Genomic DNA, 26,630 nt, shown 5'->3' on the forward strand with positions numbered 1-26,630 from the left:
TTAGGGCAGCGGCTTGCTGTAGTTCGGATTGTCGCCGTTGATGTTGTCGGTGATCGCCCGATTGAACGCGAAGGAAGCCAGCGGGTTCGGAATCTTTTCGCCGTCGAGCTCGAAATCCGGGTCGGTCAGCGCCCACGGAATGCCTTTCGTCAGCGACTCTTCGCTGGTTTCGTCCCAGAACGGCAGCATCACCTGCTCGCAACCGGGGATGCTCTGCAGCGCCTGCTCCAGCCGCAGCAGGTAAGCCCGGTGCCAGGTGGGGAACAGCACGTTGCCGTGGTTGCAGTAGCCGCCCCAGTAAGACGCCGAACCCCAGCCGGCGCCGCGGAACGGCTCGCCGTGGAAGCCGCCGATCATGAAGAACGAGTTCGGATCGTCGGGCGGCAATGCCTTGATGCCTTTCCACGCGCGCATCACGTCTTCCAGCGGCTTTTTGTTGCCTTTCAGATATTCAGCTTGCAACGATTCGATCGACGGACGAACTCTGACTCCAGGTGCGTTATTCATGATGTGTCCAGCCCTCTTCGTGGGTAGCGTTACGGTTTGGCCGCCAGGTTTTGAACGTAAGCAGGTAATTCAAAAATCAGTCAAACTCACGTTCAATTGAATTCGTTTTATTAAAATAGCGCTTGGCATTTTGAAAGCATTAATCGGCGGGCCATAGGCGGGCCCGCGTGGTCACCGGGTCGCCTCCATGGGGGCGTGGACACGCGCAACAGGCGCAACACGGCCTCTGAAAAGGGGCTACGCCTTCAGATCGTAGGGATGCCGTGGTGAATCGATGCCGATTCGGCAGGCACGAATGCCTGGCAAAGTAGCCGAGATGCCCCGATAGCGTTTTATCCTGATTTGGTATGAGTAAATAAAGCAGATTGTGTTTGTTTTAGCAAGGACAAGGCGGGATTGATTATCAAAAAAATGTGGGCGCGGAAGCGACCATTGGCTCGTTTTATTTTCATGAATAATCGAGCACATTCACGACGGGATCGTAAAAACCCCGCGCCTGATAATCACAGGTGCGTGACGGAGTTTATTAATGCAATCGGCCGACGGTTACCTTACGATCGTCGGCTGGCGCTCGGCTGATGTCATCGTTTCTGGCCGGGAGCGCGTCTCGAGTTGAACTGGATGATGGTGCCGCGAACTCATGTCCCCGGTGAGTGGGGTCCGCGTCGCGAGAGCGGATGAAAGCGCGCGGAGAACAAGGAAGACTGCATCGCGACATTTGAACGACGAGATTCCGGGCGGGTGGCCTCTCGGCCATTCGACTACCCCCTTACGCCCCACCCATCCACGACAATGCTCGACTGGCCCATTCGAACCGGCGCCCACGCACACCGCGGGCACCAGCCCCAACGGATCGTACCGGCTACACGTTGGTCCATGCACCGGTGCCGTGCTGATACTGCATCACGCCACCGTGGATCCGCACCCGCAGGTTGCCGTCCTCCACCTGCACCCAATTGAGCATGTCGAGGCTCTGCATCAGCCCGACGAAGAAATCCTGCAGTTCTTGCGACTGGCTGGCTTGCCAGAGGTCGATGCGGCCGAGGCATGCACGCAGATCGCCGCTCTGCTGCATGATCGTCTCGACCTGGCCGGCTACGTCTGCCGCCGGATCGTAGACTTTCGTGCCGTCGGCGCTGACGATCGACAGGTGGATTCCGCGCACCTGCGTGGGCTGGGCCGGTGCCTGCTCGACGAGCGCGATGCAGCTCGTCATCGCACCGAAATCGATTTCCGTCGCATCGCCCCAGGTGCGCTCGCCAACCGCCAGCGGCGCGGGACCGTGTACGTTTTGAATGATGTAGGCCATGGGTTCCTCACGTGACTGATAGGACTGCCGGTAGCGGGCCGCGACGTGTTCCGGAAAGCGAACGCACGTCGGTCCCGCCGCTCACATCCCGCATCGGGCCTGACGGCCCGGCGGGTCGTGTCGATTGATGCTTCGTCGGTGCGCGTGCGGAAGGCACTTGCCCGCGACGTCTCACATCGGCGCGATCATCCGCGCCACGCGGGCGATCACGCATGCATCGATTCAATGCCGGTGGTTTCGCGCCTGCCGTGGGCCCCGTCGACGCTGCCCACGCGGCCCACGGCTGCAGCGTCGGCGCACCCTACGCGCCCTTCTTGTCCAGCAGCGCCTGATACTTCTGCAGGCTCTCGTCGATCCTGTCGAGTGCGACACTGGCGGCCTCCCCTTCGATCGCTTCCGCGGCGCCCGCGACGATCGCCGCGGTCGCCACGAACAGGTCGGTCAACAACAGGCCCACCGCATCCATCGCCATGCCGGGCACGTTCTCGTCGACGGTCTTCTGCGCCAGGTCCTTCATCAGCACGCTCTTGCCCGCGATCGCCAGCGACGTCGTCGCCTCGAAGTAGTTGGCCGCCGCCTGCGCGACCATGCCGCCCGCCTGCGTGATCATCATGTTCGGGCCGACGGCAATCTGCGTCGTCGCATAGGACGCCGCCTCCGCATTGATCGCCTGCACGGTCTGCAGCGCCGAGCCGCCGGACCCGGCCGCATTCGCGACCTGGTTCGGTGCTTTCAGTGCATCGGTGAAGCGGCGCAGCCGGTTGACCGGCCACGCGCGCGCGCCGGTTTTCGGTGTCGCGACGTGCGGCGCGACATCGGCCGGCGTCGTGGCTTCGGCTGCGGCGTCCGCGACATCGTCCGGCGTCTGTGTCGTGCCGTCACCGCGTCCGCCCAAAAGACCTTTCATGTTCATCATTCAGGTATCCCGATAATCATCGCGTCCTAATGCGTGGGGCCCGTCTGCGGCCCGGCCGCCGGAACCTGCGGCGCGCCGCCGGACCCACCGCCCGATGCGCCCTTCGGCGACGCTTCGACGGACAGGATCATGGCCACCGCCTTCGACACGACGGCGTTCGAAATCTGGTTCAGCGCGGCCTGCTGCTGCGTCATGTTCTGCGCCGAGATGCCGACGGCCTGGCTGAACATCTGGTAAAGCGTGCCCAGCGCCTGGGCCGGCGATCCCGCGACGACGTTGACGTTGGTCTGCGTCACCGCATCGGTAATCTGCTCATTGACTTTGTCTGCCACGAGGCCTCCTCGGAACCCGGCTCCGGCATGCGATTGAAGGAACGGACGGGCCGGCAGGCCAGCGACGCCGCACATGCCGTTAGGAACGCTGCGTGCCCGCGTTCGTGAACACGCTTACGCGAGTTCCTCGCGCAACTTCTTGCGCAACAACTCGACCCGCTTTCGGGCCAGCGGCTCGTTGATCCCGAGTGTCGCCGCGATGTGCAGATAGGGCCGGTCTTCCTCGAACTTGAGCGTGAACAGCATCTGCTGCTGAGCGGGCAGCGTGGACAGTGCCTGCTGGAGACGCACCAACTGCTGTCGAAGCAGCATTTGCTGCTCCACCGACGGCGCGTGGCCGGCCAGCTCGACGGTGTGATCGTCGTCCCAGCCCGGGTCGAATTCGAGCATGCCGCTTTCGCGCAGCCGGCGCCGTGCGCCATCGAGGAATGCGTGGTTCAGCACCAGAAAGAGAAAACCGGCCAGGTTCTGAACGCGCTCGGGCGAGCGCTGCAGGTAAATGTGGACCTTGAGTGCGGTATCGGAGAGCAGTTCGTCGGCGCGGTGAATATCGCCCTTGCACAGCAGGCGCGCGCGGCGCCGCAATTTCCCCTGCATTTCCCGCCACGTGCGATCGAGCTGCTGCGCCGAAGACTCGGGCGTCGGGGCAGCGTGCTGGTTCGAGGTTGTCATCCCGTGCCTTCCAGTTTTTATGGAAAACACAGAATCGATTCGACTCCGCGAATGGCGCTGTTACCCGTGTAACACCGTTATAACGATAATCGGCTTCAGTAAATTTTCTTGATTATTATGAACGGAAATTTCAATTCTCCGGCATAGCCCGATCCGTTGTTTCAGGTGCGTCGCCGGGGCCTGAATAACGGCATTGCGATGAAACAGAACGACTGCCGCCGCGAATGGTTCGTGCGCCGGCATGCAGCTACCCATGTCGATCGATCAAGCGCCGTTGCCGCCAACGTGCCGCCCTGTCCGGACAGCTTGCCGATTATCCCGATATTTTCACTATTCATTTTTCACGTAATGCCGAAGGCAGCGTTTTTCGCTAGGTGGCCGTATCGTCAAACAACCTCGCGCGGAAAACATGCCTGCCCTTGCTAACGCTCAGACGCTGCGCAATATACCGATACTCATCGACCTCCCGGAAAGCCTGATCGCGCATATCGAGCGGCATGTCACGCCCTGGCCCGAACGCGGCAATCGCCTATTGTTCTTCAAGGGTGATCCGGGGGACTTCGTCGCATTCGTGCACCGCGGACACGTCTACAAGACGCTGCACGAACCCGGTGGACGCGAGATCATTCTCGGCCACTCGATGCCGGGCGAACTCATCGGCGAAAACACGCTGATTCGCGCGCACCGGCGCAACTTCACCGCTCAGTTGAGCGCCGACTGCCGCATTTCGCTGCTGCATCGCCAGTACTTCGCGCCGCTGCTGGCCAACCCGGAATTCATGGGTCGCATCCACGAGCAGCTGTGCCGGCATATCCACCAGCTGAGCGACTTCGTCGAGTCGGCATGCCTGTACCGGCTCGACGCCAGGCTCGCGCGCCATCTGCTGAACCGCATGCAAGGGAACGGCCTCGAGGTGCCGCTGCCGGAGAACCAGAGCGTCCTCGCGGCGATGCTCAACGTCAGCCGGCCGCGACTGAACAGCAGCCTGCAGAAGATGCAGCGCGACGGCCTGATCCGGCTTCACGAACGCGGCGTGACGATCGAGAAGCCGGAGCAGCTCCGGACCATCGTCGACGCCAATTGACGGCCGGGCACGCACGAGCGTCGTGCGGTGCCGCGGCGCGGGGAAATCGCGTGCGCCGGGTCGGGCGGCGCGCGGGGAGCATCAGCCGCGCCAGTGGCCGATGGCGTTCATCAACTGCGCGACGGCGGCCAGCTGCGACGCAAAGCTGTCGTTCACCGACCGCGCGGCACCGGCCGCTGCCGCCGGCGAGCCGGCATAGAGCTGCATGACGCCGACGGTCGTCGCGGCGAGATTGGACATCGCCTGGTTCGCCTGCATCTGCACCGCGTTGTGCAGCAGGATCGCGGATGCATGGCTGTTCGACTGCATGAGCGTGCCCAAGGCCACGGCGGGCGCCTCGCCCACCACCTTGACGTTGGCTTGCGTGACCGCATCGGTCACCGCGGCGGAAACCTGTTCCGGCATGTCGTTGCTCCTGGTTGGCTCGCCGCTGCGGTGCAGTCACGGCGATAGCATGAGTGGGTCGGTCGGCGATGCGTGCCGCACGCCGCCGGGGCCCGCCTTCGCGGGCGTCGAGACGACATCGGGCGCCGGGCGGCAGCCACCGATCGGGGGCCACCGCCCGGCGTCGACGCGAAGCTGCGCGTCAGGCAAGCGCCCTGCCGAGCGCAAGCACGTCAGCCAGCACGGAAAGCACGCCGTTCGAGCCGATTTCGGTCGCGGCAGCGCCCGCGCTCGCCGGCCCGAGCGTGTACAGCTGCATCGTGCCCACGTTCGTCGAGGTCGGCAGTTGTACCGCCGCCTGCGACTGCTGCTGCACCGCGTTCTCGAACAGCACGCTGAGCGAATGGCTCTGGGCCTGGTACAGCGAGCCCGTTGCCATCGCCGGCGCTTCGCCGACCACCTTGACGTTGGTTTGCGTGACCGCGTCGGTGATCGCGGCGTTCACCGCGCACGTCTTGCAGTTGCAGGGGTCTTTCGAGTCGTTTGTGCCATCTGCCATCGTATTTCTCCTGGTTCGCGAACAGGCGCCGCATCGAATCGGCTCTGCCCGTTCTGTCGTTTGCTCCGGAACTCCGCGCGGCACCGCTGTTCTGGCGCCGGCGGCCATGCGGGTCCGCAGCGCGGCGGCGGCATTGGCGGCGCTTGCCGCTTGCGCCGCCGCTCAACCACGGCGTTGCAATAGCGCGTCAGACCTTGACTGCCTTCCCGATCGCGATCACGTCGGCCAGAATGGAGATGATCCCGTTCGCGCCGATTTCCGTGGCCGCCGCGCCCGCGCTTTCCGGCCCGATCGTATAGAGCTGCATCGTCCCCACGTTCGTCGACGTCTGCGACTGGATGGCGGCCTGCGACTGCTGCTGCACCGCGTTCTCGAACAGGATGCTGAGCGAATGGCTCTGGGCCTGGTACAGCGAGCCCATCGCCATTGCCGGCGCTTCCGCGACCACCTTGACGTTGACCTGTGTGACCGCATCGGTAATCGCGGGATTGACCTGGCACACTTGACACGTATCAGCCATTTGTTGCTCCTTGGTTCACGTAGTTGAGAGATCGCACATCGGGGGTCGGCCGGTTTCGCTTTCTGCCGAATCACCCGCGTGCTACTCCATGGACGCTTGGCCGGAGGGATCGTGAACGGCAGCGGCGACGACAGCGGTCGGTTCGGACGGTGCGGCCGGGGCCGGCGCCGCGTCGGCGCTTCGCAACCGCGCCTCCATCGCGTCGAGCCTGGCGTCGAGCCGTTCCGCGAGCGAATCGACGTATTGCCGAAAGCATGCGTCGATTTCCTGCCGGATCAGGCCCGTCAACTGCTCGCCGATCATCGCCAGCGCCTCGCGGGTGCTGTCCTGGATGTCGGCCGCGCCGGATGCCTGCGCGTCGCCCTGCGGCTCGTGCGCGTCGAGTACGCCCGATACTTTCCGCTGTTCCGACGCCAGCATGCCGAGGGTCGTCTCGTTCTGTGCGTCGATCGTCTGCAGGATGCCGCGCATCTTCTCGTACGCCTTCTGCTGGTTGAGCTGCAGGAAATGCTTGACCTGTTCGCGTGCCTCCTGCCGGGTTTTCAACTGCGGCAACGGCCGGTTCGCGGCGGGTGCCGGCGTGGCCGTGCCGGCGCCCGGCGCTGGCGGGTTCCCGTTCCGGCTCGGCAGTTGCTCCAGCAGCATCTGTTCTTCGGCCGGCGCGAGGGGCCGCCCCAGTCGCTTCTCCGCGAACTGCCGCAGCAGCGGGTCGAGTGCTTCGTGGCTCATGGCTTACCTCCCCTCGATGTCCGCCCGCGGCGCCGGTGCGTGCGGTCGAGGGGCGGACGGACGCGGCGCCGAGGCGCGCTGGTCGGCAGGGTGCAATGGATATCGCATGGTGTTCTCCCGGAAATGGACGTGCGATGGCCTCGCCGGAAAGTTCGGCGGGACCGCTGTAGGGACGAACATTGAGACGGGTCTGTGAAATCGAGCGCTGCGTGCGCAGGCCGCGCGTATCGGAGCGGGGCGACAACATGAATTAATTAGGCAATCTTATAGGCCATTTAATCATTAAGTAGCTAGTCAGCGCGGTGCCCAACCGGGATCATGTGACGCATGAAGATCTCCGCCCCCGCGTCAATGGGCCGGTTGTGGCACGGAGCACGCGCGCTGCTGGGAAGCTCGCTGCTGGTACTGGCAAGCTGGGCCCTCGGAAGTGCGGCGTCCCCGCCATCGGTCCGTACGTCGCCACCATTCTCGGAAGCACCCCTCATGAAGATTCGACTGATCGTCGGTGACCAGGTCGCCACCGCCACGCTGTACGACAACGCCACCGCGAAAGACTTCGCGATGCTACTGCCGATGTCGTTGACGCTCACCGACTATGACGTCATCGAACGTGTGTCGGACCTGCCTCGCCCACTGTCCGTCGCGGGCGCCCCCGCCGGAATTGCGCCGCAAGCCGGCGAACTCGCTCACTACGCACCATGGGCCAACCTGGCGATTTTCATCAAGCCGCGCACCTATTCACGAAGCCTGTTGCCGTTGGGCAAGGTGGACGAAGGCCTGTCCATCCTGGCGCAACCCGGACCGTACGAAGTCCGGATCGAACGCGCCGAGCCCTGAGCCCGTCCGACTAACGACGACATTTCATGCCAGATGGTCTGGCCCCTCGCATGCGCAACGTCCGCAGCACGGCCGCCGCGGGCATGACTTTTCCCACCGAGCGACGCAACCAACCGTATTCCATGACAAACATCCTCATCGACAACCCGACGGGCAATTCCGACGCCCTCAATGAACCGGATGCGCAAGCAACACCATGGAGCAGCGTCTTCGCGATGTCGGTATGTGCGTTCGCCCTCATCGCATCGGAATTCCTTCCAGTCAGCCTGCTGACACCCATGGCGACCGACCTTCACGTCAGCGAGGGGATGGCAGGCCAGGGAATCGCGATCTCAGGCACCTTCGCGGTGCTGACGAGCCTGTTCATTTCGGGGCTGGCCGGCAGCCTGAACCGCAAGACGCTGTTACTGGGGCTCACGGCTGCGATGGGCGTTTCCGGCACGATCGTCGCGCTGGCGCCGAACTACCTCACCTACATGCTGGGCCGGGCGCTGATCGGCGTCGTGGTCGGCGGTTTCTGGTCCATGTCGGCGGCCACGGCCATCCGGCTGGTGCCGACGTCCCAGGTGCCGCGCGCCCTCGCCATCGTCAATGGCGGCAATGCGCTGGCCACGGTGGTGGCCGCGCCGCTCGGCGCGTATCTCGGCGCTGTCATCGGCTGGCGCGACGCCTTCCTGTGCCTCGTGCCGGTCGTGCTGATCGCGCTCGTCTGGCAATGGATCACGCTACCTTCGATGCCCGCGGCGGCACGGCCGTCGGGCATCGCTCACGTGTTCAGGGTATTCACGCTGTTCAGACGCCCCGGCGTCGCCGTGGGCATGCTGGCCGGCAGCCTGTTTTTCATGGGGCAGTTTGCGTTGTTCACCTATGTACGGCCCTTCCTTGAAACCGTCACGCAGGTGCATGGGCCGTCGATTTCACTCGTCCTGCTCGTGATCGGCGCCGCGGGTTTCGTCGGCACTGTGCTCATCGGCAGGTTCCTGCAGCGCGGCTTCTATCCGACGCTGATCGCGCTGCCCGTACTGATGGCGGCGATCGCCGTGGCCCTGATCGTGTTCGGAGGATGGATTGCCGCCGTCGTCGCACTGCTCGGGCTGTGGGGGCTGACCGGCACATCGGCGCCCGTCGGCTGGTGGGCTTGGATTGCCCGGGTCTTTCCGAACGACGCCGAAGCCGGTGGCGGCCTGTTTGTCGCCGTCGTCCAGATGTCCATCGCACTGGGCTCCACGGTGGGCGGCGTGCTGTTCGACCACAGCGGGTATCGAAGCACGTTCGTCGTGAGCGCCGCGCTGCTGGCGGTCTCCGCCGCCCTGACGGTCATGACGGCACGCGGGGCCGCAGCACGTGGCGCCTGATCGAATGGACCCGATCGGCAGGAACCGCTTGATACCCCCTTCGACTGGCCGCTGAATCCAAAAGAATATATAAATACGGCCAGTCAATTTCCGCGAGAGGCTGGGCTATGGGAAGGCGCAATCTCAACGACCTCTGGGCCTTCGTCACCGTCGCGCGCGAAGGCAGTTTCACCCGTGCCGCCGCGGCGCTCGGTGTCACGCAACCCGCCCTGAGCCAGACCATTCGGAGCCTCGAGGAGCGATTGCAAATCCGGCTGCTGACCCGCACGACCCGCAGCGTCTCGCCCACCGCCGCGGGCGAGCGTCTGGTTCAGGCCATCGGCAATCGCTTCGACGAAATCGAAGCGGAGCTCGATGCGCTGACCGAGTTGCGCGACAAGCCAGCCGGCACGGTGCGCATTACATGCGGAGACTACGCGCTACACAGCATCCTGCTGCCGAAGCTCGACCCGCTGCTGCGCGCATATCCGGATATCAGGATCGAGTTCGACGTGAACTATGGTTTCCGCGACATCGTGGCAGACCGCTTCGATGCCGGCGTTCGCCTTGGCAACACCATCGACAAGGACATGATTGCCGTTCCCATCGGGCCGCCGTTGCGGCTGGCCGTCGTTGCATCGCCGGCGTATTTTGCCGCCCACCCCGTCCCGAAGTCGCCTCAGGACCTGACCGCGCACAATTGCATCAACCAGCGGATGACCACCTCCGGCGGCCTGTATGTCTGGGATTTCGAGCGCCGGGGCCAACGCGTGAACGTCCGCGTGGACGGACAGCTGATCTTCAATACCACGCAGCCGCAGATCGACGCGGCGCTGGCCGGGCTCGGCATCACGCTGCTGCCCGAAGACGAGCTGATGCCGCTCATCGACAGCGGCCGGCTCGTACGCGTGCTGGATGAATGGTGCCCGGAATTCGGCGGCTACCATCTGTACTATCCGAGCAGGCGTCAGCTGTCGCCGGCATTTTCGCTCGTGGTGCAAGCGTTGCGCTTCACCCGGTCGAAGAAGGTGAAACGCTGAACGGCGCGCGCATCACCGTGACTAGACTCACCGCATCTGCAGCACGATCACGTTGCTGCTGGCCGGATGCGTCAATTCGCGAAGATGCTTCACCTCATCGGTTCTCACGGCGCCGCCACGGTTGCCCCATGACGTCCGGACGAAGGTCAGTACGTCCGCGATCTCCTGATCGGAGAGCTGCTTGCGAAACGGCGGCATGCGATAGGCGTCCGGCACGCCACCCGCCACGACACGGCCGGAGCCGTTCAACGTCACATTGATGGACGACACGTTCGTATTGCTCATCGACGACGCCGCGCCTGCGAGAGGCGGTATCCACACGCCCTGTCCGCGCCCGTCGATGCCATGACACGCGCTGCATTTCGCGATGAAAGTCTGTGCGCCGGGCACCTTCAACCGCTGATCGAGCGCGAGGTGATCGTTGGACGCCGCGTCGTACTGCCACGGTGCGCCGTCGCGCGCAGGATTGCCAGGCAGCGACTTCAGATAATGCGCGACAGCGCGCAGATCGTCGTCCGTCATGTACTGCGTCGAGTTGTTGAATACGTCGGCCATCGACCCGAACACGACCGCATGCGGGTTGCGCCCCGTCCTCAGGAAACGAAAGAAATCGTCCTCGCTCCAGCGGCCGAGCCCGGTGTTCGCGTCGCCCCGCAAGCTCGGTGCATACCATCCGTCCAGTTCGGCGCCCGCCAGATACAGGGTACTGCGCTCGTCGAGTGCTTTCTCGTCCATCGCTGGGCCGCGCGGCGTGTGACAGCTGCCGCAATGACCGAGTCCCTGGACGAGATAGGCGCCACGGCTCCATTGCCCGTCGGCCGACACTTTCGCCTGATACGCATCTTGCTTGGTGAATACCGCATTCCACAGCGCGAGCGGCCACCGCATGTTCAGCGGCCACGGGATATCGCTGCGCCTGTTTTCCTTTCGAACCGGCTGTACGCTGTGCATGAAGTACGCATAGAGCGCACGCACGTCGTCGTCGGCAAGCTTCGAATAGGACGGGTACGGCATCGCCGGATAGAGGCGATGACCGTCGCGCGCGACACCGTGGCGCAGCGCGCGGTCGAAATCCGCGAGCGTATAGCGGCCGACGCCGGTTGCACCGTCGGGCGTGATGTTCGTCGCAAAGATCGACCCGAGCGGCGTAGCCATCTCGAGGCCACCGGCGAACGGTGCACCGTTCTGCGTACTGTGGCACGCGACGCAGTCGCCGAGCCGCGCGACGTATTCGCCGTGTCGAATCAGTTCGGCCGACGGCACGCCCGCATCGGCGGCGCCATCGAACGGCGACGCGGGTGTACGGGTCGCGAACCAGGCGACGCCGGCCGCCACGGCAACGCAGGCGGGCAGCAGGATGGCGAGGGTTTTCTTGATGCGGCTTTTTTTCATTGTCAGGCGAGGTTTTCCGAACGGGAGCTTCACGTGTTGAACGTGTAGCGCGAGAGCGGCATGCTGCGAATGCGCCGGCCAGTCAGCCGGGCAACCGCATTGGCCACCGCCGGCGGCACGGCCGGCAACGGCGGCTCGCCTATGCCGCCCATCTTCTCGCCGCTCTCGATGATCCGGACGTGCACGCGTGCCATGCGCACTGGCGGCAGAATCGGGTACATGTCGTAGTTGCGCGCGAGCGGCACGCCCTTTTCGTACACGGTCTCCTCCAGCAGGACCTGGGACAGCCCGAGCGCCACCGCGCTGCTCACCTGTGCCTGGACGATGGCCGGGTTGACGACGCTGCCTGGATCGATCGCCTCCCAGATGTCGTGCACCTTGACCTGCCCTTGCTCGATCGACACCTCCGCGATCACCGCGGCCTCGGTACCGAACGGGCTTGCCATCGCGACGCCGCGCGCGCGACGCGTACCGTCGCCAGCCGTGAACGGTCCGCGCTTCCAGCCGCCCGACATTTCGCCTACTGCTTGCAACAGATTCGTGAGCCGTGTGTTGCCGCTCAACATCCGCATCCGCAGGTCGTACGGGTCGTGCCCGCCCGCGTCAGCAAGCTCATCCAGGAACGTCTCGTAGAAAAAGTCGTTCATCGAGTTGCCGACCGACCGCCAATAACCTTGCACCACCGGGCTCTTCACATAAAGCCGTGCAATGCGGCGATCCGGAATCGCGTATTGCTTGCCGGCCAGCCCTTCAACGGCACTGGGATCCACTTTCTCGCCGCGCTTGTTGCTCAACGCCTCGGTGGGACCTTCGGTGACCGTCACGGCTTCGAGGGCGATCGGCAGCCCCTGTGCGTCGAGTCCGCCGCGAAAGCGCACCGCGGCCATCGGCCGCAATGCATCCCGCAGGAACTCCTGCTCGCGGCTCCATACAACCTTGACCGGTCGTCCGACTGCCTTGGCCAGCTGAATCGCCTGCGGATACACAAGGGCCGTGTCGTACAGGAAATGCCGCCCGAAGAACCCGCCGAGCAGCGGCGAGTGGATGATCACCTTCTCGACAGCCAGGCCCGTTCGTTTCGCGATATCAGCCTGGAACATCTCGGGCGCCTGATTCGGCATCCACAGTTCAAGCGACCCGTCGGCGTTGAATCGCGCAAGCGCCGACGGCGGTTCCAGCTGCGCGTGATTCAGATACTGGCTGTGATAGGTCGCGCTGACGACCTTCTGCGCACGCTTGAACGCAGCGTCCGCATTGCCCACGACCTCCGCATCGTCGCCGGTTCCCGGTTCTCCGGCGAGGCGTTGCGCGAATGCCGACGTCGAGAAATCGGCAGGCATGTAACGCACGGCGGAGTCCGGCCCGGGCTCCCGCCAGTCAACCTGGAGCGCTTCCGCCGCACGCTTCGCGTCCCACCAGCGTTCGGCCACCACCGAGACCGCGCCCGGCAAGCGATGAACGGAATGCACGCCCTTCATCGCGCGGACCTGCGTCTCATTGCGGATCGCGCCCACGGTCAGCCCAAGTCGCGGGGCATGCTGGACCGCGGCCTGCAGCATGCCATCCACGCGACTGTCGATGCTGTACATCGCCTTGCCGGTCGATTTCTGATGCACGTCCACGCGCCGGACCGGCTTGCCGATCCAGCGGAACTGCGCGGGATCCTTCAGCTTCACGCTCGCGGGATCGGGCAGCGGCAGATCCATCGCGTGCGCGGCGAGCTGCCCGTAGTCGAGCGAGCGGCCGGACGCGCGATGGACCACCCTGCCAGGTTCCGTGCTCAGCCCATCCACCGGCACACGCAGTTGCGCAGCCGCCGCCTGCAGCAGCATCCGGCGCGCCAAGGCGCCGAGGCGGCGCATCGTCGGATAGCTCATGCGCACCGACATGCTGCCGCCGGTAATCCGCATCCCGTTTTCCATGACCTTGTACTCGGCACCGGGCGGCGCGCTTTCCACGACGAAGTGCGCGGGATCGGCATCAAGCTCTTCGCCGACAATCTGCGCCATTGCCGTGAAGATGCCCTGGCCGCCCTCCATGAACGGGCTGAGCAGCCGGATCGTGCTATCCGGACGAATCTCCAGGAATGCCGGGACGCGTGTACCGGGCACCGCCGCGACCGTTCCGGCACGCGCGGCACGCACCGGCAGGCCGAACCCGAGTACGAATGCGCCGGCGGCCGTGCCTGCGGAAGCGAGGAGGAAACGTCGCCGGGAAAGGTTCGTCGGTTCGCCGATCGGGAACGTATCGCCCGGCCCGGGCGTGTCGGCACCTTTCATCACGCATCACCCCGCGCGTCTTCGTCGGTACCGGGCTTCTCGCGTGCGATCATGCTCACGATGGCGATACCGGCCACAGTGGCCGTCGCTGCGGTGCCGAGGTTCGGGACGGCTGGCCCGGCCAAACGATCGGCGCCAGCCTGGGCGGTCGGGCTGCCCGACAGGTCGTACATCGCGGCACGAATCGCGTTGTACGTCCCGCAGCGGCAGAGGTTGATCATCGCCGAAGCAATCTGCTCGTCTGTCGGATGCGGATTCTGCTTGAGCAATGCGGTCGCGGCCATGACCTGACCGGACTGACAGTACCCGCATTGAGGAACCTGGTGCCTGACCCACGCCGCGACGACTCGCTCGCCAATCTCGTCCTCTTCGATCGCCTCGATCGTCATGATCCTGCGTCCGGCCACCCCCTCGATCGGCGTGACGCACGACCGCATCAGCGCGCCGTCGACCAGAACCGAGCAGGCACCGCATTGCGCGAGCCCACAACCGTACTTCGTTCCCGTCAGGCCGAGTTCATCGCGAATCGCCCATAACAGCGGCGTGTCACCGTCGGACCGAACCTCATGGGTCTTGCCGTTGATATGAAGCAGCATGATTCTTCCGTTTTTCTTAACGATTATTTATATGGACTCCACATGGATCGACGAAGCGTATCCGGTGTCTTCCGCATGTTTCAATCGATGCTAGCACGCTGGTTTTTGCAGATTAACCACATGGTTCATATAAGGTATATCAGTGACGCTAATGAGTCGGTCAGCCGCCGGATAGCTCCGGTCGATCCGGCTGCCGCTCGCGATGGCGCGGGATGCGGCATCGGTCCGTCTCCGGTTTCCCACCCGACGATTCATGAAAATTGCTTATAGGCTCTAGTCGGGCCGGCCGCTTAATCAAATCGCCGCGCAAACGTAGACTCTCCAAATCGATCGATCCCTTGCGCACTGCGTCCGCTCGCCACCATCGTGCGGAAGACGTCGACGACGCCCCAGTCTGTCCGATCCAACCCGCGCTGCCCATGAAATGCACCGCAGCCATCAGCCTTGTCCGGAACCCACATCGTGAACTTCGTCCTTCGCCTTCTTGTCACCCTCCTCGCCGTCTCGAGTCCGTTGCTGGCATCCGCTCAGTCTGTGTCGCAAAGCCTGACGCGCGAGCAGGTCTACACCGAAATGGCGCGATATCAGGCCGCCGGCTTCAACCCCGCCCGTGCGAATCCCCGTACCTGGGTGGATGACGCCCAGACCGCGTCTTTCAGGGTTTCAACTCATCAGGATTCCACATTACAACCGCGACTGGCCAACAACGGCACGTCGAGCGCGTGCAACTGAATCGATAGTGACGGAGATCCGACAACATGAATCCGACTTACGATTTCAACGGCAATGTGGCGCTGGTAACGGGCGCCGCGATGGGCATGGGCCTCGCCGCCGCCCGCGCGTTCGCGCGCAGCGGCGCCTCCGTGGTTCTGGCCGATCTCGATGGCAATCTTGCCGCGCAGGAGGCGGCCAAGATCGTCGACGCAGGCGGAATCGCCATCGGGCTGGCCTGCAACGTCACCGACGAAGCACAGATCGCTGCCGCCGTCGATCAGACGGTTGCACGATTCGGTCGTCTCGACATGGCGTTCAACAACGCCGGTATCCAGGTACCGCCGAGCGACGCGGCCGATGAGCCTGCAGAAAGTTTTTCGCGTGTGGTCGCCGTCAACCAGTTCGGCGTCTGGGCTAGCATGAAGCACGAACTCCGGGTAATGCGCGCACAGGGGGCCGGTGCGATCGTCAACAACTCATCCCTCGGCGGCCTGATCGGCCTGCCGGGGCGCGCGGCCTATCACGGCACAAAGCACGCGGTGCTCGGCATGACGAAGAGTGCCGCGGTCGAATACGCGTCCCGCGGCGTGCGCATCAACGCGGTATGTCCCGGCACGATCGACACGCCGATGGTGCAGGACATGCTCAGGCAGCAGGCCGGCGCCATGGCCGAGATCCTGAAGGAGCAGTCGATCGGCCGACTCGGCACGGCAGACGAAGTGGCGGCGGCCGTTCTGTGGCTGTGCAGTCCCGGCTCCAGCTTCGTCGTGGGTGTCGGCCTTCCGGTAGACGGCGGTTTCACGGCTCACTGAGATCGTCGGCGCAGGCCGACGACGCGCCATCGCCTCTCGGTTGAAATCCCGAACCGAAACGATCGGAGTTTTTTCATGCCGCATCTCATCGTCAAGATTGTTGAAGGGCGCACCAGCGCAATCAAGCAGGTGCTGGCCAACCGGCTGACGGAAACCGTCATGGACGTACTCGCGCTCGACGCCGGCTCGGTGTCGGTTGCCGTGGAAGAAGTCGCGCCGGACGAATGGATGCGGCAAATCTACGGCCCCGATATCGAAGCCGCAGCGGACCGCTTGCTCAAACGTCCCGGCTATGGCCCGCTCGCGACGAGTGCGGAAAGCTGAGCAATCAGTTGGCGCCGCTCCCCACTCCGAACCAACGATTCGACGACACGTCGCGATCACATCTCGATAGCGACCATCGCAGGAGCATGACGCAATGGACTACACCCATCTTGGCCGTACCGGCCTGAAAATCAGCCGTATCGGTCTGGGTACCATGAACTTCGGAGAGCTGACCGACGAATCAACCAGCTTCGGGATCATGGACACGGCGCTGGACGCCGGCATCAATTTCTTCGACACGGCCGATGTCTACGGCGGCCCGCAGTCCCCCGACATGAAAAAGGGCTTCGGCCTCTCAGAAGAAATCATCGGCCGCTGGCTCGCACAGGGTGGACGACGCGACAAGATCGTGCTCGCGACCAAGGTGTATCAACCGATGGATACCGGGCCGAACGACAAGTATCTGTCGGCCTATCACATACGCCGTGCCTGCGATGCCAGCCTCAAACGGTTGAAGACCGATCATATCGACGTGTACCAGATGCACCACATCGATCGGGCGACACCCTGGGAAGAGATCTGGCAAGCGATGGAGCAACTGATTCGCGACGGCAAGATCACCTACGTCGGCAGCAGCAATTTCGCCGGGTGGGACATCGCCACCGCGCAATGTGTCGCCGCCTCGCGCAACCTGTTGGGGCTGGTATCGGAGCAAAGCCTCTACAACCTCTCCCAGCGGACCGTCGAGCTGGAAGTCATCCCGGCGCTGCGCCACTTCGGCATCGGCCTCATTCCGTGGAGCCCGATCGGTATGGGATTGCTGGGCGGCGTGCTGCGCAAGCTCGCCGACGGTCGCCGGGCCACGCCGGGGCTGCAACAACGTATCAACGCGCTACGCCCGCAGCTGGAAGCCTACGAGGCACTGTGCGACACGCTGGGCGAAGCGCCCGCCGACGTGGCGTTGGCGTGGCTGCTCCACCGCCCGGTCGTGACCGCCGCGATCAGCGGCCCACGTACGATCGAGCAGTTGCGGCAAAACCTCAACGCGCTCTCGCTGAAACTCTCCAACGAGACGCAGGCCAAGCTGGACGAGATCTGGCCGGGCCCGGGCGGCGAAGCGCCGGTGGCCTACGCGTGGTAAGCGGTTGAGCGGTTTCACGTCAACGCGAGGCTGGCGCGCCCCGCCTCTCTTCAAGACCGTTTCCCTCCTGTCTACCGGACGGTGCCGTGGGAACGGTACCGTCCCACCGCTCCCCTTGCGCCTGCGATCGTCGCCGCGGATGCCGATGATCGAGCCACATGGATGGCCGCCCCGTCCCCGACAATTCTTGACTGTGCCCATGCCGACGATTTGGTACGATGCACGTCGCCGCTGCATAGACGGCAGCCGGACACTCAACCGTCCCTTTTTTTCCGCGCGACCGGCTCACCGCGCCGTCGCGCTCCGGTGCCCTGAACCGCACCCCTGCCCCGTCAAACCCGCAACACCCCGGCGTCGCCCCACCCGACCCGTTGCAGCAACCGTTGGAGTGGCGCCTCGTGCGCCAGCAAGCATGAAGAACTCGAAGCCGTCCACCCGCTCTCCGCGCGAGAAAGACCGCACGCCGCTGGTACGTGCCGGCGCGCTGCTGCTGATGGCCGGGCTGCTGTACCTGCTGTGGCCGTCGGCCGAAACCGCGTACCTCGCGATGGAGTCGGTCATCCGCTGACGCGGCACGCCCTCCCCGCACTACGCTATACTCACGCAATGGAAACCCAACCCGCCTCGCCGAACGTGCATTGCTGGTGGCGCGCCTGACCCAGGCGGCCCGTTTCCTTTTGCATGTCCCAAACGTGATGCCGCCAGCGATGGCGGCATTTGCGTTTCTGCGCAGACACCATGGCTGGCGGCTTCGATAACCCGGAGCAACGACCAACATGACCCACCCGACCCGACCGACCATCCTCACCGGCGACCGCACGACCGGCCCGCTGCACCTCGGCCACTACATCGGCTCGCTGCGCGCCCGCGTGCAGATGCAGCACGAAGCGAAGCAATTCCTGCTGCTCGCCGACACGCAGGCGCTGACCGACAACATGGGCCGCCGCCAGCGCGTCACCGAGAACGTGATCGAAGTCGCGCTCGACTATCTCGCGGTCGGCATCGATCCGTCGATCTCGACGATCGTCGTGCAGTCGCAGGTGCCCGAGCTCGCAGAACTGTCGCAATACCTGCTGAACCTCGTCACGGTCGCACGCCTCGAACGCAATCCGACCATCAAGGAAGAGATCCGCCTGCGCGGTTTCGAGCGCGACATCCCGGCCGGCTTCCTCACCTACCCGGTGAGCCAGGCGGCCGACATCACCGCGTTCAAGGCGACGCACGTGCCGGTCGGCGACGACCAGTTGCCGATGATCGAGCAGACCAACGAACTCGTGCGCCGCTTCAACGCGACCGTCGAGCAGCCGGTGCTGGTCGAATGCGAGGCCGTGCTGTCGCCGGTCACGCGGCTGCCGGGGATCGACGGCAAGGCAAAGATGAGCAAGTCGCTCGGTAACGCGATCACGCTCGGCTCGACGCCGGACGAGATCACGCAAGCCGTGAAGGACATGTACACGGACCCGAACCACCTGCGCGTGAGCGATCCCGGCCAGGTCGAGGGCAACGTCGTGTTCACGTTCCTCGATGCGTTCGAGCCCGACGTGCAGAAGGTCGATGAGCTGAAGGCGCATTACCGTCGCGGCGGGCTCGGCGACAGCGTCGTCAAGCGCGTGCTGGACGAGCGGCTGCAGGCGCTGATCGAGCCGATCCGCGCGCGCCGTCGCGAATTCGAGGCCGACAAGGCCGAAGTGATGGCGATCCTCAAGCGCGGCACGATGCACGCACGGGACGTGGCCGGCGCGACGCTCGCGGAGGTCAAGGGTGCGATGGGGTTGAACTACTTCGATTGAGCGGCGCCGGCGCCGGCGCCGGCGGCGAGCACGCGAATGCGCTTCGCGCGCCGCCGGACGGCATCGAGCCGGCGCGCGGCGTTCACCACGTCACGTGTGCGAGCGAGCGTCGATGCACGCGCCGCTTCATCACGATGCGCGCGGTGGCACGGACGCGTGGCACACCGCCTCGACCCGATTGCCGGCCGGGTCCACGAGAAACGCACCGTAGTAGTCGCCGTGATAATGCGGCCGCAAGCCGGGTTCGCCGTCGGACTGCCCGCCCGTCGCGAGGCCGGCTTCGAAAAACGCATCCACCTGCTCGCGGCTCGCAGCCTTGAAGCACCAGTGCCGCTTGCTCTCGCCGATTTCAGCGGGATCCAGATAGACCGCCACGCAAGTCGACGCGGTGTCGTTCGCATTGCAGCGTTCGCCATATCCGAGTGCGGTTGGCCGGTCATAGACCTTGGTCGCACCCAGCGCGGCCATGATGGCATCGTAGAACGGGCGCGCCAGGTCGATATCCGGCACGCTGATGGATACATGATCCAGCAATTGCATGAGGTGTGCTCCGTTAAATGAGCATGAGTCTACACACACCCGTGCCCGTTTCGCCCCGACCAACCATCCCTGCCAGCGTTCGTGCGACCGGGTCGCGGCATTCGGCCAGCACCTCGGCTCGCTGTGGCCCCGACGGATGCAGCACGAAGCCGCTTTCAAAACGGGCACCGGTCCTGAACACGCCCGGCAACACTTGGAAACCGTTCGATTCGAGCCATCCGTGGTGCCCGGAACCGCACTGGCCAAGATTGCTCTCGCGCCGCTCACCGATGACAGCGCAGCAAACGCGGGCCATCACGCAGCTCGCGTCCGAGCGCTCGAGCCATCGCAAGCCACATGCACGCCCGCCATCCGAAATTGACCTGCAATGGCGGTCTCGCTAACGTGGCCCACCGAAAACAAAGACGGCAAGCGAAACGCGCAGCACTTGCGGCTTGCTTCGCCGGCACCGTGAGGGCACCGAGTGAACACCTGTCGCTACCAGATTCAGCCAAACCTGAGTCCGATCGACCTATTCTTCCTGATTGCCGCCGATGAAACGTGCAAGCGAGCCGGAATCGACGACATCGAAGCCGTTATCCTGATTGTTTCCGGCTTGCCGCTCCTTCCGACCCGCGCCAAACCACTCGGGGCGACCCACGGGACTTCCGTTGCATCGGTGATGGCACGATCGGTATTCAGGTATGAATTCAAGCGCAAGGTACTTCCAACCGTCACACTGCAAAGCATCGGGAATCTGCGCGTCATCCTGACTCATCGCCTTGCGGTATTCGTAGGCCGGACCGTGCCAGGCGTCGGCTGGGTCCTGCTCGCCAAGGACGCCTTCCATATTGTCCGAAACACCGTTTCCCGGTACAACCTGATTGCCAAACCGGAGGACAGGATTCGGTAATGGACGATCGTCGATTGTGGGAAAGGCTGGAAGCGTTCGTTCGCGAGGAAGCAGCCGTATCGAGCAAGCGCCGGATTACCGGGAACACCTCCGTATCCGACGATCTCGGACAAACCGGAGACGATGCGGACATTTTCATGGATCGATTCTTCACCCGCTTCGAGGTGGATCGTGGCGACTACGATTTCGGACGATACTTCCTGATGGAGGGTGAGGGAATCCTGTATCACGTCGTGCGCAAGTACCTGCTCAGGAAACCCCATGCGTTCAAACGTGAGACATTGACCGTCGACATGCTGTGCAAGGCCGCCTCACTGGGCAAGTGGGACTCCGAGGCGATCAAGGAATGATGGGTATCGGCCGCCCCCTGCGCTTGCTCGACGGATCGTAAATTTCCAGCCGCCTTAGTCCACTCCGCCGATGTCGCGCCCTTGCGCCCCCGCTATCGTTTCCCCGTCATCCACCCACCCACGACACCATGACGCCCCAGGAAACGATCGACCGGATGGAGATCCAGGATCTGCTGACCCGCTATTGCCACGCCGTCGACCGCCACGACTGGCATGAATTCGAGCGTCTCTTCGCGGCCAATGCGACACTCGACTACACGGCCTTCGGCGGTCCGGCCGGCAGCCGCTCAGAGATTGCCGCCTATCTGGAACAGGTGACGTCGGCGATGCGCGGCACGCAGCACACGATTTCGACGGCGCTGCTGATCGTCGACGGCGATGCCGCGACCGCGCGAACGGCCGGCCAGGCGATGATGATCTCGGCCGATGAAGCCGGCGACGATCGCGTGTGCTTCGTCGGGCTCTGGTATCGCGACCTGCTGGTGCGAACCGAATGCGGGTGGCGCATCCAGCGCCGCACGCAGGAGCGCAGCTGGATGCACAATGCGCCGCCGGTCACGGTGTGCTGAACGCCGCGCGCGCGGCGCGTGACTTCACTTCATCTGCATCAATTGAATGAGGTTCCCGCACGTATCGTCGACGACCGCGACGCGCACGGGCCCCGCGTCCATCGGCTCCAGCGTGAAGCGGACACCGAGATCCCCGAGCCGCGCGTACTCCTCGTCGAGATCGTCGACCTGGAACGATGCCGCCGGAATGCCGTCCTCGTACAGCGCCTGCTTGTAAGGCCCGACCGCGCGATGATTGCTCGGCTCGAGCAGCAGCTCGGTGCCGTCCGGCTGGTCCTTCGACACCACGGTCAGCCAGCGGTACTCGCCCACCGGCACGTTGTTCTTCAGCTTGAACCCGAGCTTGTCGGTATAGAACGTCAACGCCTTGTCCTGGTCGTCGACAAAGATACTCGTCACGTAGATTCGCATGTCAACCTCTCCTGAAATGGCAGCCGGCGCCGCCGCTCGCGCGGTCACGCCCTACCGCTATTCTTCGTCGAAATCGATGACAAACGCATAACCGTCGTCGATCAGCTTGCGCAGGTAGCCGTCGAAGTCGTCGGCGATCACCGCGTAGCTGTCGGGATCGTGCAGGAAGCGTACGACCTGCCCGACCTTGCCGCCCGGCGCCGGCTCGAAATCGATGTAGAGCTGCGACGTGCCACCGTTGTTCATGCAGTGCGAGAAGCACAGCCGCCGGCTCATCGGCAGTGCGATGTCGATGCGCGGATCGACAAGTTCGCTGTCGTCGTTCGCATCGTCGCCGTAGATCTCCGCGATGCTGTCGCGGTACTTCGCGCCTTCCTCGACCATCTGCCCGGCCGACAGCAGGTAATACGGGTATTCGTAAACGTCGGAACCCAGCACCAGCACGTTGACCGTCGTGCCGCCGTAATCGCGCCAGTAGGTACCGTCGAGCTTGCCGAGCAATTCGAGCAGGCTGGCCGGGCACTGCGGATACGCGGCGCGCAACGCGTCGAGCTGCGCGGGCGTCGCGCCCGTTGTCGCGGCGAGCGCCGCGTTGTCGGTGTCGGGAAGCGCGGCGCGCAGGCCGGCGAGATAGGTGTCGACGAGGGTCATCGCGTCAGGTCCGAAGAACAGGCAAGCGCCATTCTAGCGCCCGACGCGATCCACCACTTTCGCGCTTGCGCGCCCCCGCTCAGGTGATCTGGTACGTCGACGCCGGCATGAATTCCTCCGGCAGCGGGCGATCGCCCAGTTCGAGCACCGACCGCTCGATCGTGCGCGTCATCGCATCGAGCGCCAGCGCGTTCGGCGCGAGGCCGAACGGCTCGGCCACCTCGCTCGCGATCGCTTCGAGCGCGATCAGCGTGTACGAGATGAACACGCAGATCAGCGGCGTGAAGAACTCCGTCGAATCGACGAGACCGAACGGCAGCAGCACGCAGTACGCATACACGGTGCGATGCAGCAGCACGCTGTACGAGAACGGAATCGGCGTCGACAGGATGCGCTCGCAACCACCGACCGATTTGCCGACCTCGTCGAGTTGCGTCTCGAACATCCAGCAGGTCGCGTCGCTGCCGGGCGCGCGGCCCAGTGCGCGGACGATGCCGCCGCGCAGCTCGTCGAGGATCGCGACGGGCTTGAAGCATTTGCCGCCAAGCTCGGTCGTGCGTTCCGCGCCGAGAATGCGCTGCAGGTCCGCGGTCGGATCGGTATGACGCAGCTGATGCTTGAGCGCATAGGTGAGCGCGATCAGCAGGTCGGCGAGCCGGTTGCGCTCGGCGTCGCTCACACCGTCGGGCAGGTAGCGATTGAACTGCGACGTCAGCGTACGCGCCGCGATCAGCAGGTTGCCCCACAGATGCCGCGCTTCCTTGAAGCGCTCGAAGCTCGCGCTGTTGCGAAACCCGAGAAAGATCGCGAGCGCGAGCCCGAACAGCGTGAACGGCGCGGTGTTGAGCGGGATCTTCTCGCCGAAGATGCGCCCGTTCGTGAAGACCGCCAGCGTGCTGACGATCGCCATGAACACGAGCTGCGGAATGATCGATTGCAGCACGGAGCCGTTCCAGACGAACAGCATCCTGAGCCAGTTTTGTTGTGGTCGGACGATCATGGTGTTTTCTCGACTGCCAAGGGATGCATCAAACGGCGCGCCGGCGCCCGATGCACAACGGCCCGCGCGTGGCGGGCCGCTGTCGGGTGAATGCCGGGCACGGGCGCCGCGTTGCGCGTGATGATACGCCCGCGCCGGCCACGCCCGTCACATCATGCGGCGTTCAGTGATCGCCGCTCAGTGATAGCCGATATCGCCCTCGCGCACCTTGCCGCGGAACACGCGGTATTGCATCGCGTTGTACACGAGGATGATCGGCAGCACGATCACGGTGCCGATGAGCGCGAACTTCTGGCTCGAAGGGCTCGACGAGGCGTCCCAGATCGACAGCGACGGCGGCACGATGTCCGGCCAGATGCTGATCACGAGCCCCGTGTAGCCGAGGAACACGAGCGCGAGCGTCAGCAGGAACGGCGTGGCCTCGTGCTCGCGCTTCACCGTGTGGAAGATGCCCCACACGCACGCGATGACGAGGATCGGCACCGGCAGGAACCAGCCGAGGTTGCCGCTGCCGAACCAGCGATGCGCGACGGCCGGCAGCCCGATCACGGTCCACAGGCTGACCACGCCCATCACGGCGAGCAGCACGCCCGCGAGCGGCTTCATCAGCAACCGCATCTTGCGCTGCAGCTCGCCGTCGACCTTCAGGATCAGCCAGCCGCAGCCGAGCGTCGCATACGTGACGAGCACGCCGATCCCGCACAGCAGGCTGAACGGCGACAGCCAGTCGAACGGCCCGCCCGCGAACTGGTTGTTCTCGATCTTGATGCCCTGCAGCAGCGAACCGAGCACGATCCCCTGACAGAACGCGGCAAGCGCCGAGCCGCCGATGAACGCGAGATCCCACATGTGTTGCGTGCGCGTGGCCTTCGCGCGCAGCTCGAACGCCGCACCGCGGAAGATCAGCCCGACCAGCATCAGCACGAGCGGCAGGTAGTTCGCCGGCAGCAGCGTCGAATACACGACCGGGAATGCGCCGTAGAGCCCCGCGCCGCCAAGCACCAGGAACGTCTCGTTGCCGTCCCACACCGGCGCGACGGTGTCGAGCATCACCTGGCGCTCGGCCTTCGCATCGAAGAACGGAAACAGCAGGCCGATGCCGAGATCGAAGCCGTCCAGCATCACGTAGATGAATACGCCGAGGCCGATGATCGCGGCCCAAATGACAGGAAGATCGATTTGCATGGCTTACTCCGCTTCGGTCACGTTCAGCGGCGTGGACAGCGCGCTCTTGCGCAGCCCCGGATGCCGGTGCAGCTCGATATACCCGGCCTGGGCAGCCGGCCCGCGCTTCATCAGTTTCATCATGTAATAGATACCCGTTCCGAACACCAGGAAATACACGACCACGAAGATCAGCAGCGACACGCCGACCTGCTGCGCGCTGAGCGGCGAAACCGAATCGACGGTGCGCAGCACGCCGTACACGGTCCATGGCTGCCGCCCGACCTCGGTGGTGATCCAGCCGGCCAGCAGCGCGAGGATGCCCGACGGCCCCATCGCCACCACGAACCACTGGAACCAGCGCGTTTCATACAAACGCCCGCCCTTTCTCAGCAGCAGCCCGAGCAGCGCGGTGAGCAGCATCAGCATCCCGAGGCCCGCCATGATCCGGAACGTCCAGAACACGATCGGCGAATACGGGCGGTCCTGCGGCGGGAATTCCTTCAGCCCGCGAATCTCGCCGTCCCAGCTGTGCGTGAGGATCAGGCTGCCGAGGTGCGGCACCTGGATCGCATAGCGCGTGGTTTCGGCCTGCATGTCGGGCAACCCGAACAGGTTCAGCGCAGTGCCGCCCTTCTCGGTTTCCCACAGCCCTTCGATCGCCGCGATCTTCGCCGGCTGGTATTCGCGCGTGTTCAGCCCGTGCGCATCGCCGACGACGATCTGGATCGGCGCGAGCACCAGCAGCATCCACAGCGCCATCGAGAAGCTGCGCTTCACCGGCTCGTCGCGGCGCCCCTTGAGCAGGTGCCACGCGCCGCATGCGGCGACGATGAAGCCCGCGACGATGAACGCCGCGATCGTCATGTGCACGAGCCGGTACGGGAACGACGGATTGAAGATGATCTTGAACCAGTCGACCGGCACGACGAGGCCGTTTTCGATCTTGTAGCCCTGCGGCGTCTGCATGAAGCTGTTCGACGCGAGAATCCAGAACGTCGAGATCAGCGTGCCGACCGCGACCATCAGCGTCGCGAAGAAGTGTGCACGCGGGCTGACGCGCTGCCAGCCGAACAGCATCACACCGAGGAAGCCGGCTTCGAGAAAGAACGCCGTCAACACTTCATACGTGAGCAGCGGGCCCGTGATGTTGCCCGCGACGCGCGAGAAGCCGGCCCAGTTGGTGCCGAACTCGTACGCCATCACGACGCCGGAGACCACGCCCATCCCGAAGCCGATCGCGAAGATCTTCGACCAGAACTGGAACATGGATTTGTAGGCGGCGTCGCCGGTGACGAGGTAGCGCCATTCCAGCACTGCCAGGAAGCTCGCCATACCGATACTGATCGCGGGAAACACGATGTGGAACGACACCGTGAACGCGAACTGCAATCGGGCGAGATGGAACGCATCGAAGATTTCCATGACCGTAATTTGCTCGTGGTTGTGAGGACGTACGCTCGAAGCAGGAAATCGCGCGACGGCTTGGCGACAACACATGCGAACACAAACGGTCACTCGCATGGCATCGAAGCGTGAATGACGATATCGCGTTTGCAACGATACTCGCAATCGTTCGAACGCGCGTTAAAACTGTGCTGCTTCCGCTGCCGAAGATGTGTGTACGGAAAACACATTTCGTGCCTGCGGGATGGTCAGCTGTACTGCTTTCCGCATTGCGGCGCTGTATATCCGGCGCGTCTTTCATCCCCTTTAAGATCCCATGAAACGCTTGCCCACGGCCATGCCGAGCCCCTCGGCCGCGCCCGCCCGGCAGCATCGAATCCCCCGGTCCGGCGCACGCGCCCGACCCGGCCGGCGCGCCGGCCGATCCGCCTGGAG

At 64.3% G+C, this 26,630-nt stretch carries 31 protein-coding genes; 13 read left to right on the top strand and 18 right to left on the bottom strand.

Annotation, left to right across the window (positions count from 1 at the left end; all coding sequences use genetic code 11):
• The 5 genes from G3N93_RS10840 to G3N93_RS10860 form a co-directional block, all read right to left on the bottom strand.
• Positions 1-507 (bottom strand): tyrosinase family protein, encoded by a 507-nt coding sequence (locus G3N93_RS10840; protein WP_374196443.1) that lies wholly within the window; start codon positions 505-507, stop codon positions 1-3.
• A gap of 862 nt (positions 508-1,369) precedes the next feature.
• Positions 1,370-1,816 (bottom strand): hypothetical protein, encoded by a 447-nt coding sequence (locus tag G3N93_RS10845; protein WP_174938289.1) that lies wholly within the window; start codon positions 1,814-1,816, stop codon positions 1,370-1,372.
• A gap of 301 nt (positions 1,817-2,117) precedes the next feature.
• Entirely contained in the window at positions 2,118-2,723 is a 606-nt protein-coding gene (locus tag G3N93_RS10850) for a hypothetical protein (RefSeq protein ID WP_241026500.1), read from the bottom strand.
• Between the two features lie 35 nt (positions 2,724-2,758).
• Positions 2,759-3,064 carry a RebB family R body protein gene (locus tag G3N93_RS10855; RefSeq protein ID WP_174938291.1) on the bottom strand — a complete coding sequence of 102 codons (306 nt, stop codon included), beginning with the start codon at positions 3,062-3,064 and terminating at the stop codon, positions 2,759-2,761.
• Positions 3,065-3,178: 114 nt separating this feature from the next.
• On the bottom strand, positions 3,179-3,736 hold the full coding sequence (locus G3N93_RS10860; RefSeq protein WP_174932763.1) for an RNA polymerase sigma factor: 558 nt from the start codon (positions 3,734-3,736) through the stop codon (positions 3,179-3,181).
• A gap of 409 nt (positions 3,737-4,145) precedes the next feature.
• On the opposite strand from G3N93_RS10860, the gene G3N93_RS10865 reads away from it, so the two are divergent.
• Positions 4,146-4,820, top strand: coding sequence for a Crp/Fnr family transcriptional regulator (locus G3N93_RS10865; protein ID WP_174932761.1), 675 nt, complete (start codon positions 4,146-4,148; stop codon positions 4,818-4,820).
• Positions 4,821-4,901: 81 nt separating this feature from the next.
• Here the strand turns inward: G3N93_RS10865 and G3N93_RS10870 are convergent, their stop codons facing one another.
• The 4 genes from G3N93_RS10870 to G3N93_RS10885 form a co-directional block, all read right to left on the bottom strand.
• Entirely contained in the window at positions 4,902-5,225 is a 324-nt protein-coding gene (locus G3N93_RS10870) for a RebB family R body protein (RefSeq protein ID WP_174932759.1), read from the bottom strand.
• A 181-nt stretch (positions 5,226-5,406) separates the two neighbouring features.
• Positions 5,407-5,763, bottom strand: a complete 357-nt coding sequence (locus G3N93_RS10875; RefSeq protein ID WP_174932757.1) for a RebB family R body protein — start codon at positions 5,761-5,763, stop codon at positions 5,407-5,409.
• A 187-nt stretch (positions 5,764-5,950) separates the two neighbouring features.
• Positions 5,951-6,283: a RebB family R body protein gene (locus G3N93_RS10880; RefSeq protein WP_174932755.1), complete on the bottom strand. Its 333-nt coding sequence runs from the start codon at positions 6,281-6,283 to the stop codon at positions 5,951-5,953.
• 81 nt (positions 6,284-6,364) lie between these two features.
• Complete coding sequence (locus G3N93_RS10885; RefSeq protein WP_206122155.1) at positions 6,365-7,012, bottom strand: hypothetical protein; 648 nt, start codon at positions 7,010-7,012, stop codon at positions 6,365-6,367.
• Between the two features lie 483 nt (positions 7,013-7,495).
• On the opposite strand from G3N93_RS10885, the gene G3N93_RS10890 reads away from it, so the two are divergent.
• From G3N93_RS10890 to G3N93_RS10900, 3 genes are all read left to right on the top strand, one after another.
• Positions 7,496-7,849 (top strand): cyclophilin-like fold protein, encoded by a 354-nt coding sequence (locus G3N93_RS10890; RefSeq protein ID WP_206133001.1) that lies wholly within the window; start codon positions 7,496-7,498, stop codon positions 7,847-7,849.
• 122 nt (positions 7,850-7,971) lie between these two features.
• Positions 7,972-9,204 (top strand): MFS transporter, encoded by a 1,233-nt coding sequence (locus G3N93_RS10895; RefSeq protein ID WP_206133013.1) that lies wholly within the window; start codon positions 7,972-7,974, stop codon positions 9,202-9,204.
• A gap of 107 nt (positions 9,205-9,311) precedes the next feature.
• Positions 9,312-10,223 (top strand): LysR family transcriptional regulator, encoded by a 912-nt coding sequence (locus tag G3N93_RS10900; RefSeq protein ID WP_174938300.1) that lies wholly within the window; start codon positions 9,312-9,314, stop codon positions 10,221-10,223.
• Positions 10,224-10,250: 27 nt separating this feature from the next.
• Here the strand turns inward: G3N93_RS10900 and G3N93_RS10905 are convergent, their stop codons facing one another.
• From G3N93_RS10905 to G3N93_RS10915, 3 genes are all read right to left on the bottom strand, one after another.
• Positions 10,251-11,615: a cytochrome c gene (locus G3N93_RS10905; protein WP_206133002.1), complete on the bottom strand. Its 1,365-nt coding sequence runs from the start codon at positions 11,613-11,615 to the stop codon at positions 10,251-10,253.
• Between the two features lie 29 nt (positions 11,616-11,644).
• Entirely contained in the window at positions 11,645-13,759 is a 2,115-nt protein-coding gene (locus G3N93_RS10910; protein WP_307873405.1) for a molybdopterin cofactor-binding domain-containing protein, read from the bottom strand.
• A gap of 134 nt (positions 13,760-13,893) precedes the next feature.
• The gene (locus G3N93_RS10915) at positions 13,894-14,490 is read right to left on the bottom strand and encodes a (2Fe-2S)-binding protein (RefSeq protein ID WP_277396534.1); all 597 of its coding nucleotides are present in this window, start codon (positions 14,488-14,490) and stop codon (positions 13,894-13,896) included.
• A gap of 462 nt (positions 14,491-14,952) precedes the next feature.
• Here G3N93_RS10915 and G3N93_RS10920 point away from each other — a divergent pair, with 462 nt between their 5' ends.
• The 6 genes from G3N93_RS10920 to trpS all read left to right on the top strand — a co-directional run bounded on the left by G3N93_RS10920 (position 14,953) and on the right by trpS (position 19,211).
• On the top strand, positions 14,953-15,222 hold the full coding sequence (locus tag G3N93_RS10920; protein ID WP_174938307.1) for a DUF4148 domain-containing protein: 270 nt from the start codon (positions 14,953-14,955) through the stop codon (positions 15,220-15,222).
• A 26-nt stretch (positions 15,223-15,248) separates the two neighbouring features.
• Positions 15,249-16,016 (top strand): glucose 1-dehydrogenase, encoded by a 768-nt coding sequence (locus G3N93_RS10925; protein WP_174938309.1) that lies wholly within the window; start codon positions 15,249-15,251, stop codon positions 16,014-16,016.
• A 75-nt stretch (positions 16,017-16,091) separates the two neighbouring features.
• Positions 16,092-16,340: a tautomerase family protein gene (locus G3N93_RS10930; RefSeq protein ID WP_174938311.1), complete on the top strand. Its 249-nt coding sequence runs from the start codon at positions 16,092-16,094 to the stop codon at positions 16,338-16,340.
• Between the two features lie 94 nt (positions 16,341-16,434).
• On the top strand, positions 16,435-17,421 hold the full coding sequence (locus G3N93_RS10935) for an aldo/keto reductase (RefSeq protein WP_206133004.1): 987 nt from the start codon (positions 16,435-16,437) through the stop codon (positions 17,419-17,421).
• A gap of 412 nt (positions 17,422-17,833) precedes the next feature.
• Positions 17,834-17,989 (top strand): hypothetical protein, encoded by a 156-nt coding sequence (locus G3N93_RS10940; RefSeq protein WP_174932751.1) that lies wholly within the window; start codon positions 17,834-17,836, stop codon positions 17,987-17,989.
• Between the two features lie 208 nt (positions 17,990-18,197).
• Positions 18,198-19,211: a tryptophan--tRNA ligase gene (trpS, locus tag G3N93_RS10945; RefSeq protein ID WP_206133005.1), complete on the top strand. Its 1,014-nt coding sequence runs from the start codon at positions 18,198-18,200 to the stop codon at positions 19,209-19,211.
• A gap of 129 nt (positions 19,212-19,340) precedes the next feature.
• Here trpS and G3N93_RS10950 read toward each other — a convergent pair whose 3' ends face one another.
• Positions 19,341-19,751, bottom strand: coding sequence for a VOC family protein (locus tag G3N93_RS10950; protein ID WP_206133006.1), 411 nt, complete (start codon positions 19,749-19,751; stop codon positions 19,341-19,343).
• Between the two features lie 463 nt (positions 19,752-20,214).
• Here G3N93_RS10950 and G3N93_RS10955 point away from each other — a divergent pair, with 463 nt between their 5' ends.
• The 3 genes from G3N93_RS10955 (at position 20,215) to G3N93_RS10965 (ending at position 21,562) form a co-directional block, all read left to right on the top strand.
• Positions 20,215-20,643 carry an STM2901 family protein gene (locus G3N93_RS10955; protein ID WP_206133007.1) on the top strand — a complete coding sequence of 143 codons (429 nt, stop codon included), beginning with the start codon at positions 20,215-20,217 and terminating at the stop codon, positions 20,641-20,643.
• Positions 20,643-20,993 carry a DUF1493 family protein gene (locus G3N93_RS10960; protein ID WP_174938321.1) on the top strand — a complete coding sequence of 117 codons (351 nt, stop codon included), beginning with the start codon at positions 20,643-20,645 and terminating at the stop codon, positions 20,991-20,993. The genes G3N93_RS10955 and G3N93_RS10960 overlap by 1 nt, the downstream gene beginning before the upstream one ends.
• A 128-nt stretch (positions 20,994-21,121) precedes the next feature.
• Complete coding sequence (locus G3N93_RS10965) at positions 21,122-21,562, top strand: nuclear transport factor 2 family protein (protein ID WP_174984605.1); 441 nt, start codon at positions 21,122-21,124, stop codon at positions 21,560-21,562.
• A 24-nt stretch (positions 21,563-21,586) separates the two neighbouring features.
• Here G3N93_RS10965 and G3N93_RS10970 read toward each other — a convergent pair whose 3' ends face one another.
• The 5 genes from G3N93_RS10970 to G3N93_RS10990 form a co-directional block, all read right to left on the bottom strand.
• Positions 21,587-21,973 (bottom strand): VOC family protein, encoded by a 387-nt coding sequence (locus G3N93_RS10970; protein WP_206133008.1) that lies wholly within the window; start codon positions 21,971-21,973, stop codon positions 21,587-21,589.
• A 57-nt stretch (positions 21,974-22,030) separates the two neighbouring features.
• Entirely contained in the window at positions 22,031-22,624 is a 594-nt protein-coding gene (locus G3N93_RS10975) for an SMI1/KNR4 family protein (protein WP_206133009.1), read from the bottom strand.
• Between the two features lie 79 nt (positions 22,625-22,703).
• Positions 22,704-23,624 carry a bestrophin family protein gene (locus tag G3N93_RS10980; RefSeq protein ID WP_174938327.1) on the bottom strand — a complete coding sequence of 307 codons (921 nt, stop codon included), beginning with the start codon at positions 23,622-23,624 and terminating at the stop codon, positions 22,704-22,706.
• A 177-nt stretch (positions 23,625-23,801) separates the two neighbouring features.
• Complete coding sequence (gene cydB, locus G3N93_RS10985; protein WP_206133010.1) at positions 23,802-24,809, bottom strand: cytochrome d ubiquinol oxidase subunit II; 1,008 nt, start codon at positions 24,807-24,809, stop codon at positions 23,802-23,804.
• A gap of 3 nt (positions 24,810-24,812) precedes the next feature.
• Positions 24,813-26,213 (bottom strand): cytochrome ubiquinol oxidase subunit I, encoded by a 1,401-nt coding sequence (locus tag G3N93_RS10990; RefSeq protein WP_206133011.1) that lies wholly within the window; start codon positions 26,211-26,213, stop codon positions 24,813-24,815.
• Positions 26,214-26,630: the final 417 nt, after the last annotated feature.

The sequence above is a fragment of the Burkholderia sp. Se-20378 genome (genome assembly GCF_017104665.1).
In the GTDB taxonomy this organism is placed as follows: Bacteria; Pseudomonadota; Gammaproteobacteria; order Burkholderiales; family Burkholderiaceae; genus Burkholderia; species Burkholderia lata.